General features: G+C 35.7%; 10 protein-coding genes. All 10 read left to right on the top strand.

Annotated features, from left to right (window positions below):
* Positions 1 to 89: 89 nt before the first annotated feature.
* The 10 genes from ACTYA4_RS07440 to ACTYA4_RS07395 all read left to right on the top strand — a co-directional run bounded on the left by ACTYA4_RS07440 (position 90) and on the right by ACTYA4_RS07395 (position 12254).
* Positions 90 to 836 carry a YwmB family TATA-box binding protein gene (locus ACTYA4_RS07440; protein WP_443480957.1) on the top strand — a complete coding sequence of 249 codons (747 nt, stop codon included), beginning with the start codon at positions 90 to 92 and terminating at the stop codon, positions 834 to 836.
* A gap of 33 nt (positions 837 to 869) precedes the next feature.
* Positions 870 to 2177, top strand: coding sequence for a UDP-N-acetylglucosamine 1-carboxyvinyltransferase (gene murA, locus ACTYA4_RS07435; RefSeq protein WP_443480958.1), 1308 nt, complete (start codon positions 870 to 872; stop codon positions 2175 to 2177).
* Between the two features lie 625 nt (positions 2178 to 2802).
* Positions 2803 to 3825, top strand: coding sequence for a stage II sporulation protein D (spoIID, locus tag ACTYA4_RS07430; RefSeq protein WP_443480959.1), 1023 nt, complete (start codon positions 2803 to 2805; stop codon positions 3823 to 3825).
* 329 nt (positions 3826 to 4154) lie between these two features.
* Positions 4155 to 5780, top strand: coding sequence for an RNA-guided endonuclease TnpB family protein (locus tag ACTYA4_RS07425; protein ID WP_443480960.1), 1626 nt, complete (start codon positions 4155 to 4157; stop codon positions 5778 to 5780).
* Positions 5781 to 6155: 375 nt separating this feature from the next.
* Positions 6156 to 7085, top strand: coding sequence for a stage II sporulation protein SpoIIQ (spoIIQ, locus tag ACTYA4_RS07420; protein ID WP_443480961.1), 930 nt, complete (start codon positions 6156 to 6158; stop codon positions 7083 to 7085).
* Positions 7086 to 7681: 596 nt separating this feature from the next.
* Positions 7682 to 7951, top strand: a complete 270-nt coding sequence (gene spoIIID, locus ACTYA4_RS07415) for a sporulation transcriptional regulator SpoIIID (protein ID WP_101179322.1) — start codon at positions 7682 to 7684, stop codon at positions 7949 to 7951.
* A gap of 998 nt (positions 7952 to 8949) precedes the next feature.
* The gene (locus ACTYA4_RS07410) at positions 8950 to 9951 is read left to right on the top strand and encodes a rod shape-determining protein (RefSeq protein WP_443480962.1); all 1002 of its coding nucleotides are present in this window, start codon (positions 8950 to 8952) and stop codon (positions 9949 to 9951) included.
* Positions 9952 to 10255: 304 nt separating this feature from the next.
* Positions 10256 to 11074 carry a flagellar hook-basal body protein gene (locus tag ACTYA4_RS07405; protein WP_443480963.1) on the top strand — a complete coding sequence of 273 codons (819 nt, stop codon included), beginning with the start codon at positions 10256 to 10258 and terminating at the stop codon, positions 11072 to 11074.
* A 45-nt stretch (positions 11075 to 11119) separates the two neighbouring features.
* A complete protein-coding gene (locus ACTYA4_RS07400; protein ID WP_443480964.1) occupies positions 11120 to 11947 on the top strand; it encodes a flagellar hook-basal body protein in 828 nt (275 codons plus the stop codon).
* A gap of 28 nt (positions 11948 to 11975) precedes the next feature.
* Positions 11976 to 12254, top strand: coding sequence for a DNA-directed RNA polymerase subunit beta (locus ACTYA4_RS07395; RefSeq protein WP_443480965.1), 279 nt, complete (start codon positions 11976 to 11978; stop codon positions 12252 to 12254).
* The last annotated feature ends 45 nt before the right edge of the window (positions 12255 to 12299 follow it).

The following is a 12299-nucleotide window of genomic DNA, read 5'->3' as shown; positions in this document are numbered from 1 at the left end:
GAAAATATTCTTGTCAAAATGTGACGACAATTCCTCTGTATGCAATCCTTCGCCATGGACAAAATGGTAGTAAGGGGGAGGAATTATAAATGAATAAAATATTTTATATCACTTTCACTATTTTTATGGGGTTTGCTGTTTGGATACTTGGATATAACACCATTAATGCGCATACACAACTTGATTTGTTCACTATAAATGAAATATTAAAAAATGAAAACGGGATTCAAATCAATGAATGGTCTCTAAATGCAAGAGAAAAGCTGGAAAATGTAACAACCATACAAGATGCGAAAAATTACCAAGAATTAATGAAGGAAAAATTCCCGACAGCGAAATGGCAGGAAACAAAAAATCGACAAAGCTGGCAAATGAAAGCTTTGCTGCGGTCTAATAAAAACATGGAAGAAAGCATTATTATTACTACTTCTTTAACAACAAAAACTTCCCAATCATATATTATATATGAGGCAAAAGGGAAGGAGTTAAAAGACGAAACAAATAAAAAGCTGCAACAGCAAATAGAAGAAAATATTTCTGCCATATTTCGGGGTGAACCTACAATTTTCTCTTGTATAAAAGGCGAATTCAATGATAAGATTAATGAGTCTTTGCCTTATTATGTAAACCATTTGCTAAGTGTTTTTCAAGCAAAACAAATAGAAGCGTTAAAAGAAAATGAATTTATTTCTACTTCTGCTTATACACCAATATTTGAAGAGACAGTTCATAACAGCAAAGAGGCAATGAATTTACAATTAGGAATAAGAACACAAGGAATGGGCGGTAAAACTACCATTGTAGTTGGCACACCCATCATAACGATTGAATATTAATATAGAGACATTGGACGCGGAGGGGAATACACTTTGGATAAAATCATCGTCCGCGGCGGAAAAAGGTTAAATGGAACGGTTAAAGTAGAAGGCGCAAAGAATGCCGTTTTGCCTGTAATCGCCGCAACATTATTAGCAAGTGATGGAAAAAGTATTATTAAATCAGTTCCAACTCTTTCAGATGTATATACAATTAACGAAGTATTGCGTTTTTTAAATGCGGAAGTTAAATTTCATAATAATGAAGTAGTTGTAGATGCATCACAAGAGTTAAGTGTGGAAGCACCTTTTGAATATGTTAGTAAAATGCGTGCTTCTGTTTTAGTTATGGGTTCACTGCTCGCTAGAAACGGAAGAGCGAGAGTAGCATTACCAGGTGGTTGTGCTATTGGTTCAAGACCAATCGACCAACACCTTAAAGGCTTTGAAGCAATGGGTGCAAAAGTTCAAGTGGGGAATGGCTTTATTGAAGCATCAGTTGAAGATCGTTTACAAGGTGCAAAAATCTATTTAGATTTCCCAAGTGTTGGTGCTACAGAAAATATTATGATGGCAGCAACTTTGGCAAAAGGCACAACTGTTATTGAGAATGTTGCAAAAGAACCTGAGATTGTTGACTTAGCTAATTTCTTAAATAAGATGGGTGCAAAAGTTAGAGGTGCGGGTACTGGGACAATTCGAATTGAAGGGGTAGACGTATTATTTGGTGCAGAGCATTGTATTATCCCTGATAGAATTGAAGCAGGAACATTTTTAGTTGCCGCTGCTATTACAGGAGGAGATGTCCTTGTACAAGGAGCTGTTCCTGAACATTTATCTTCTTTAATTGCAAAAATGGAAGAAATGGGTGTTGTTTTTAAGGAAGAAGAAGACGGCATTCGTGTAATCAGTGCAAATAATTTAAAAGCAGTAGACATTAAAACAATGCCACACCCTGGATTTCCAACAGATATGCAGTCACAAATGATGGCATTATTACTTCGTGCTAAAGGAACAAGTATGATAACGGAAACTGTTTTTGAAAACCGTTTTATGCATGTAGAAGAATTTAGACGTATGAATGGTGATGTGAAAATTGAAGGTCGTTCGGTTATTATGAATGGACCAACAAATTTACAAGGTGCTGAAGTAGCAGCAACTGATCTTCGTGCTGCGGCTGCATTGATTTTATCTGGCCTTGCTGCAGATGGAATCACACGCGTAACGCAACTTAAACATTTAGATCGTGGTTATGTTAATTTCCATCAAAAACTTGCTGCATTAGGTGCGGATATTGAAAGAGTAACAGAAGAAGAAGAGGTTACATTAACAGCATCTTATGTTGCTGATTTAAATGCATAAAGCTATTTGGCTGCAAATTTTATTTATTGGTGATAAATAAAATTTGCAGTTTTTTTGTCGTCTAAGAAATTATAAACGAAATGGGATTGTGGATAACTCGGCGGTTGTGTCCGCATCTAGCTCCAGCGCCTAGCTCTTGTGAAAAATAACCCCATGCCTCTAAAAGTAAAAAGCACTTTTGGAGTCATGTGAACATTTTTCTTCAGAGCTGTTCAAGGCGCTTGCTCTTTTGTTCTTTAAAAAGGTATTGAATGTGAAAAGAGTGGTTTTTAATTAGAGGTTTTGAAAGTTAGGCGGGAAAAAGGGTATTAATGAAATAATATGCAAAAAAAACGCTGATAGAACAACTATTTAGTTGTTTCGAAAAGAATTTTCCTCCTGCTTAATCTTGTCATAAAAGCATGTCCCACTCCATATGAATGTTAAGAAGAGACGTCATTTATTGGATAAGAAAGACAAGTTTTTTGAAGTTAGATAGATGTCCAGCTCCGGCGCCTAGCCCCTGTGAAAGATAACCTCTTGCCTCTAAAAGTAAAAAACACTTTTTGAGTCAAGAGAACATTTTTCTTCGGGGCTGAGCAAGGCGCCTGCGCTTTTCTTATTTCGTTCATATGGGGGCCTTGACATGATTAAAATCAAACCATTCATCGTACTAGGAGTAATTCTGTTTGCCATCACATTATTAATACCTTCCATATTAGTTCTACCTTTTATGGAGGCAAAGATTAGTGGAAAATTAGGAGAAAATGTGCAAGAAGTAAATAAAAGCAAAAAGACTTCAGGGCCTGCCGTTGAGGTAGCAGTTTATAGAGAAAATAAAAAGGCAGTAGAAAAGCTAGATTTAGATGAATATGTTCTTGGAGTGGTAGCTAGTGAAATGCCTGCAGATTTTAATCCAGAAGCGTTAAAGGCTCAAGCGTTAACGGCAAGAACCTACATTGTAAAGAAGTTGGAAAGCGGTGAGTCATCAGACCTTCCTGACGGGGCAGTAGTTGGTGATTCTATCAATTATCAAGTATATAAAAGCAGGGAAGAATTAAAAAAGCTTTGGAAAGCATCTGATTATAATTGGAAAATTAAAAAATTGGAAGAAGCTGTCGCAGCTACTTCGGGGCAAATACTGACGTATGCTGGTAAACCAATTGATGCCACTTTTTTTTCGACAAGCAATGGTTATACTGAAAGCTCTAGTAGCATATGGCCAAATAAGATCCCCTATTTAACAAGTGTGGAAAGTCCGTGGGATATAAAGTCTCCAAAATATAATGGAAAAAAGGTGCTGTCGGTAGCGGAATTTGAACAAAAACTAGGCGTTACCTTAACCAGCAGCGCAGAAGTAGGACAAATTACAGCGTACACAGCAGGAAAACGTGTTGCGAAAGTAAATATTAATGGCAAAGTGTTAACAGGTAAAGATATAAGAGATAAACTTGAGTTAAAATCCACTGATTTTAAATGGGTACGCAAAGGAGACAACATCGTAATTACAACAGAAGGATATGGCCATGGTGTTGGCATGAGTCAATATGGAGCGAATGGAATGGCTTCAGAAGGAAAGAACTATAAAGATATTGTGAAACATTACTATAAAGGTGTTCAAGTAGCAGATGCAAGTAGTTTGTTAACGAAATATACGGCAAAAAAATAATAAAAGCGGAAGCGCCTTGATCAGCCCCGAAGAAAAATGTTCACTTGTCTCAAAAAGTGTCTTTTACTTTTAGAGACAAGTGATTATCTTTCACAGGGGCTAGGCGCTGTAGCTAGACAAAGAAAAGCGGAAGCGCCTTGGCTAAAAAATGAGCCAGGCCTTTTTTGCAGAGAAACTAAGTTTTCACAGAATTTTAGGCAAAGGAAGCCCATTCCTTCAGGTGTGGGAGGAATTTGCTTTTTTTGAACATTTTGTTAAAAGGTACATTTGTTCCATTTTATTTGTTATAATTATAACGCAAACAAATGTTCTGTATGGAGGTTTTTGTAATGGCAAAGGAGAAAAAACCTTCCTATGTATTAACGATGGAATTATGGACAAATCCTTCTATTATAAAAGACATAGAGAGCGATTTAGAAGTGAGTCGCGTCATTTATAATTCGTGTCTTGGAGTATTATTAAAACGTGAGGCACAAATGAAACGGACAAAAAAATATAAAAAATTAAGTAGATGTCTTCGTGCTGTTTCTAAAAAACTCTCCTACTACAAAGCACAAGGAAATAAAAAGAACATCCAATTCTATCAAAACGAGAAAAAGCAAATCATGAGGAAAATATTTGATATACAAGAACAATTTGAGTTAACGGAGTATGCTATGCACGATTATCTTAAAGCCATTCGGAACCATTTTGGAAATACATTAAATGCAGATTTTGCTCAGAAGGCAGCTACTCGTGCTTGGAATACGTTTCATAAGAAATTGAAGGGTGAATCCAAGAGAGTAAACTTTATTAAACGCGGAGAAATAGTTAGTTTTGAAGGGAAGAAAAACAATACCGGGTGGTTTTATCGAGATGGAAACATTGTTTATGGAAAAACAAAAATAAATTTAATGATAAAAGAAAATGATTTGTACATGCAGGAAGCATTGTCTAACCTCAAAAACAGCGTTGAATTTGAATACAAAACTAAAAAAGGCGAGGTAAAAAACTCTTTCTATAAAGTGAAATATGTTCGTATTGTAAAACGTGTAATACGTGGGAAAACTCGTTATTTTGCACAATTGATCGTTCAAGGATTTCCTCCAGCGAAACGAAATAAAGATGGTTCATTTAGGTATCAAATAGGGGAAGGTCGTGTTGGCGGAGATTTAGGAACTTCTTCTATCGCAGTCGTTGGAGAGAATAACGTTCTCTTAACGAATTTAGCTGGGAATGTGATGAATCTATCAAGGAAAATTCGATTGATTCAAAGAAAAATGGATCGTTCAAAACGAGCGATGAATCCGAAAAATTATCATCCAGATGGAACGATTAAAAAAGGAAAAAAGACGTGGATTTACTCCAAAGGTTATTTGAAGTTAAAATCGAAACTGAAAGAGTTATACCGAAAACAGGCCGTTTGTAGAAAACTATCTCATCGTACATTAGCTAATAGACTCCTCTCTTTCGGAGATGAACATTACTGGGAAGAAATGAACATAAAGAGTTTGCAAAAACGTTCTAAGAAAATAGAAATCAGTGAAAAAACAGGAAAATACAAACGTAAAAAGCGTTTTGGAAAAAGTATAGGGCACCGTGCTCCTGCAATGTTTATAAACATACTTGAACGAAAAGTAACAGCTCAAGGCGGAATATTTAAAAAAGTGAATACAAGAACATTTAAAGCGAGTCAATATAATCATAAGACAAATGATTATACGAAAAAAGAATTGAAAGAAAGATGGCACAGCTTTGATGATGGGACAAGCATTCAACGAGATTTATACTCGGCGTTTCTGTTGATGAATTCCAATTGTACCGGAACAAAAACGAATAGAAAACTTTGTGAAAAGACATTTGAGCTGTTTCAATCTTTACATGATAAAGAAATAGAACGAATAGAGAAACAAGGTGTAATGGTGTTAAATTCAGGCATTCAATTAAAAAACAAAAAAGCTGCAGCAGCGGTTTAAAAAACAAAAATGGCGGTGTGACCTACCGAGTCTGTGAGGGCCATAGATGCAGTCGTAAATGGCAACAGAGGTTGCTTTGGCTGTGAAAGTTCTGAATAAACCTTTAAACATGATGTTTATTAATGTCAGTGCTTCATTCCCAAGCCGTCCACTTGTAAAAGTGTGGAGTGTGTGAATGTACTTGTACATGTATGAATGAAGAGAAGCAAGAGTTTTTCAGAACCCCATTGCTTTAGCGGTGGGAGTGTCAGTCATAATTTTAATAAAATATGAATAATAAGGTGGTTTTTGTCGAAAAATAACTTTTTAAAATTTTTTTGAAGAATGTATATAATTCTCATTATCTGTTCAGAATGATTGCTGAGGTGATGATAAATGAGAGAGGAAGAAAACAAACGTACTTCTCCAAATTCGAAAGTAAAACGCTTCTTTAAAAAGCGTTGGGCATTCCCAGCCGTTTATATTGCAAGTGCAGCCATTATTTTAACAGGTGTTCTTTGGTATCAAAACAGTGTATCAAACAGCGATGATTTTAAATATGATGCAACTGATTCGCCAACGAAACAATTTAATGATCCAGGGCTGCCAGTGAGTAAAGACTTAGAAAATTTTGCTTGGCCAGTAGCTGACCCAGATGCAGTTGTTACACAGAAAGAATTCTATGACAATGCAGAAAGCAAAGACAAACAAGTAGGTGCATTAGTATTCTATGATAATATGTACCAACCGAATACAGGTATCGATTTGAAAATGAAGGATGACAGTGAATTTAATGTTGTTGCATCCTTAAGTGGAACCGTTACAAATGTCACTACAGATCCAGTGTTAGGAAATACAATCGAGTTGGATCATGGAAATGGTATCAAAACAGTGTATCAATCAGTAAAAGATTTTAAAGTGGAAAAAGGCGACCAAGTAGACAAAGGACAAACACTTGCAACAGCTGGTAAAAGTTCTTTTAATAAAGAAGCCAGTGTTCATGTACATTTTGAAATTCGCAAAAACAATGTGGCTGTAAATCCGATTGACTTTTTCGATAAGTCATTAAGTGCATTAGAAAAAGATGAATCAATCGGTGCCAGTGCTGCTACAGAAGATAATGCGGCAGTAGAAAAAAAGGCAAGCGACGAAGATTCTAAACTAGATGAAAGCAGTGCAGAACCAAGTACGGAAGGCTCTTCTGTAGAAGATTCAAAATCAAGTGATGATGCTTCTTTACAAGAAAAAAAATCATCTGATTCTACTGAATCAACAACAGATGAACCAAACTCTGAAAGCAGCGTAACAACCGATCCTAACGCATAAAAAGATAAATAGTCTGGTGATTCTTATTGGCAAAAATAGCCGCTAATAAGAAGACCAGGCTTTTTTTAATGAATAAGGTAAGCTAGTTAATCCCTGCTTATATTGTCGAACTAAATACCGTATCTTCTTATTTCGATTATTTTCCACTTAATCTTTTATCTTATTCTGTAAATTATCGTTATTTCCCGAGAAATTTGTCTTCTTTTCCCTACTAGTGCTGGTTCTGTCATTATTTGTTTAGTTATGTTTGGATACCCTCTTTTTTATGGAAGAAGGAATCTTTTTAAAAAAAATAAGACAAAACCTTGTCCCTATTCACTTTTTTCTGCATAAACTGATACCCAAGCTAATAAACTGTTACAAACATTACAAAGATGAAGTTTGGAGTGAAGAGTCGTTTACAGATAATTGGTATGCAGTCGGGAACATGCTTAATCATAATAAGTTCAGAAAGCGCTGTAAGCTTTCTGCCGCATGAGGAATAAAGCTACTTTACATGAGTATGAAAGGAAACGTGCGGGATGAAGAATTTCTATGAAGCGAAAAGCGAGTCTCATTTCACACTTCTCACATCCAATTTAAGGAGGGCGAGTGGTGTGCACGATTACATCAAAGAGAGAACTATCAAGATTGGAAAGTATATCGTGGAGACGAGAAAAACAGTTCGCGTTATTGCGAAGGAGTTTGGCGTATCCAAAAGTACAGTTCATAAGGATTTAACAGAAAGGCTTCCAGAAATTAATCCGGATCTAGCCAATGAAGTGAAAGAAATTCTTGATTACCATAAATCAATCAGACATCTTCGTGGTGGGGAAGCAACGAAAATGAAGTATAAAAAAGAAGAATTAGAAGGGGAAACTGTATAATTTTTATAACAAAAAAGGACCGCATATACACAATAAAGCAGTAAAAACTACTATCGATGGGGAAACCTCCGTCGATAGAACCAAAACTATACATAAATTAATTGATAAAGTATTAAAGCTCAAAAATAGAGCTTTTTATTTTTGTTGAGGGTTGTTTTCTCAAAGTTAGTTGTTTTTTACATAAAAAAATGGGAGAAGAGTACTTAGCAGCCTGCATACATGTAGACTCCTGTGGGAGTGCGAGAAAGACGAGACCCCGCAGGAGCGTATGCGCGACGAGGAGGCTTGTCGCTCGCCCACGGAAAGCGAAGGGTATGCAGGCTGCGCGTTTAAAAGCAACAATCTATATGAAAACAGCCTTGTTGAAAAAGGTTTCTTTATAACAAAATTCTTTTTTGAATGAAAGTTAATGACGAATATATTTTATCCTAATAAACGAATTAGAAAAAAATTGCTGAAATACCGCTAAATTTTTACAAAAAGTTATTCCTTTTAGCATGGTTATGATAAAATAGAAAATTAGAGTGGGATAATATGCTTACCGCAAAAACATCATTAATGTAAGTTCAAAAAGGGAACAAATTAGAAGCAAGCCAACGAAGAGATTCGCCGCTTATCATTTGGTGCCTTTTTGAACCTCCTCTAATAGGAACGCATGTTTCATATGTTTAGTATACTAAAGAAATGATACTTTGTATAGGATATAAAACGATTGGTATCAATAGAAATGAATATTTTTTCATGTTATAAATGAATGGAAATTAAAATAATAAATGAATAAGAAATGAGATAAAGTTGAATAGACAGTGAAATAACATAAGTAACCTCCACTTTATCCAGCTTCTTACATACAAGTACGAGCTATCTATTTTAATAAAGTGTGTCAGAAATAGTTCACACAAAACTTTTTATGAGCATGGGAAAACTAGGACAAGATATGTGCCTAATCGGAGTAGCGGTAGGAATTTACGGAAAAATAATGACAGGAGGAAAACATAATGTTTGCTAGAGATATCGGCATTGATTTAGGAACAGCCAATGTATTAATTCATGTAAAAGGTCGCGGAATTGTATTAAATGAACCATCAGTAGTAGCACTTGATAAAAACACGGGGAGAGTGCTTGCTGTTGGAGAAGAAGCTCGTCGCATGGTTGGTCGTACACCGGGCAATATTGTAGCGATTCGCCCATTAAAAGATGGTGTTATAGCCGATTTTGATGTAACAGAAGCTATGTTAAAACATTTTATCAATAAGTTAAATGTAAAAGGATTTTTATCTAAGCCACGAATTCTTATTTGCTGCCCAACTAATATTACGAGTGTAGAACAAAAGGCCATTAAAGAGGCGGCAGAAAAAAGCGGCGGGAAAAAAATCTATTTAGAAGAAGAACCAAAGGTTGCAGCAATTGGTGCTGGAATGGACATTTTCCAACCAAGTGGAAATATGGTAGTTGATATCGGCGGCGGAACAACTGATGTTGCTGTTTTATCAATGGGGGATATTGTTACTTCTTCTAGTATTAAAATGGCAGGGGATAAGTTCGATAATGAAATCCTGCACCATATTAAAAAAGAATATAAACTTTTAATTGGTGAACGTACAGCAGAGAATATTAAAATTAATATTGGGACTGTTTTCCCTGGAGCTAGAAAAGAAGAAATGGATATTCGCGGTCGAGATATGGTTTCAGGTCTGCCAAGAACGATTAAAGTACATTCAGAAGAAATTGAGCTTGCCTTAAAAGAATCAGTAGCAGTTATTGTCCAAGCTGCAAAAAGTGTACTGGAGAGAACTCCTCCTGAGCTGTCAGCAGATATTATTGACAGAGGAGTTATATTAACAGGCGGCGGCGCATTGCTGCACGGAATGGACCAATTATTAGCGGAAGAATTAAAAGTGCCTGTATTAGTGGCAGAAAATCCAATGGATTGTGTAGCAATTGGAACAGGCATCATGTTGGATAATATCGATCGTTTACCGAAAAAAAGATTAGGGTAATAATGGGATATATAATATTAGTGTTTAAATAAGTTGTCTTATTATAAAAATCGACTGTTTTGGAATGTTTCCGAGTAGTCGATTTTTTTTTTTTCGGAAAATCTGTTTAACCACTTTTATTTAAAGATCGACTCTGTAGATTCTCGACTTATATAGGAAGATAGTCAATTTTAATAGCAAAAATTGCTTATTTTCGGCAAAATATACTGTTATATTTGTCGATTTTTTTTATAATAGTGTATATAGATAAGTTCGGTATATTTTGAAATTAGGAATAAAACTATTAAAAAGAATGGAGATCATTATGTTTAAAGGTTTTTATACTGCTGCATCTGGAATGTTGACACAGCAAAGAAAAACGGAATTGTTAACAAATAATATGGCAAACAGCAATACTCCAGGGTTTAAGGCAGACAATTCTAGCATTCGTACCTTTCCGGAACTTTTACAAAAAAGTGTAGAGACGAATTCTTTTACTGGGATAACTAAAAAAACTCCGATTGGATTATTGGCGACAGGTGTATACATGCAAGAAGCTATTCCGAATTTTGTTCAAGGTGATTTACAGCAAACCGAACTTAAAACAGATATGGCACTTGTGAATCAAACAGTTCCTGGTGATGATAACAATAAAACGGGCTCTATTTTCTTTACCATTCAAAATGCAGATGGAGAAGTCCGTTATTCAAGAAACGGAAACTTTACTTTGGACAGCCAAGGATTTTTAACTACGTCTAACGGTTATTATGTACTAGATGAAAATAATAATACGATTCAGCTTGAAAATGATCAATTTACCGTTTCGAGTGATGGTGTTTTAACAGGAAGCAATGGAGAAAGGTATCGTTTAGGAATAAGCTATACAAATAATCCGCAAGCACTTGTAAAAGAGGGCGACGGTCTTTATCGCCAACAAGATGACAATGCCCTCGAAAATGCATACACAGCCGATGGAGTAGCTTTTCAGTTAAAACAAGGATTTTTAGAAAACTCAAATGTTGATACCGCAAAAACAATGACAGAAATGATGACAGCTTATAGAAGCTTTGAAGCTAATCAGAAAATACTGCAAGCTTACGATAAAAGCATGGACAAGGCAGCAAATGAGATCGGCAAAGTATAATACAAAGTAAAGTAGTGGCTATTACACCCACCCAGGGGGATACACATGAATAGAACGATGTTAACAGCAACAAATACATTAACGCAATTACAAAAGCAAATGGATACAATCAGCAACAATATAGCGAATGTAGATACAAATGGCTACAAAAAGAAAAATGCAACATTTACCGATTTGCTTTTTCAACAGTTTAATAATCAGGAAAATGCGGATTTAGAAGTAAGCCGTTTAACTCCTAACGGAATTCGACAAGGTGTTGGGGCAAAGGTAGCACAATCGCAAACGGTAATGTCACAAGGAAGTTTAAAAACTACGGACCGTTCATTGGATACTGCTTTTACAAAAGAAGGCCAGTTATACCGTGTTCTTGTAAATAATGGACAATCTTCTGAAGTACAATATACAAGAGATGGGGCATTTTATTTAACGCCCGTTTCGGAAAATGAAAACATGCTTGTAACGAAACAAGGATATGCCGTTTTAGATGAAACGAATAATCCAATTTTGCTTAACAATAATGTAAACGAATATAAGTTATCTGCAACAGGAACACTAACTGCTGCTTTGTCTAATGGACAGGAACAAAATGTAAACTTAGGTGTTTCTTATGCAAATTACCCTCAGCTTTTAGAAAAAAAAGGGGATAATTTATATGGACTTCCAGGCAATATTGAAAATGCCGAGGCGCTGACAGATTTAGATGGACCTTTACGAGGGCAAATCGCAGTGCAGCAGCATACATTAGAAAATTCAAACGTAGATATAAGCAAAGAGATGGTGAATCTGCTAACAACACAGCGTTCCTATCAATTTCAATCAAAATCCATCACAATTGCCGACCAAATGATGGGATTAGTTAACGGGATACGTTAAAGTACGTGTTTAAAAAGGAGATAGGATAATGTCAGTAAACAGTAGTAGCCAAGAAATGATGAAAACAAGAGAACAGATAAAAGCAGCAAGTCAGCAAAAAGAAGATAATACTACTGCTGCTAGAAAAAAAATAAGAGTTCGTCTTATTCCCATTTGGCTGCGTATCCTGTTAATTATTGTATTGATGGCGTTTAGCGTCAGTACAGGAACAGTAATAGGCTATAGCGTAATGGGGAATGGAAAAGCAAGCGATGCGTTCAAAAAAGAAACTTGGACACATATTATCGATTTAGTAGATAAAAAATAAAACGATGTAAAAGGCGGCGAAGCTACGCTTATTTGAAATGTAATG

Source organism: Niallia yueguangensis, from assembly GCF_052663115.1.
This window is presented reverse-complemented; position numbering and strand designations above follow the sequence as displayed.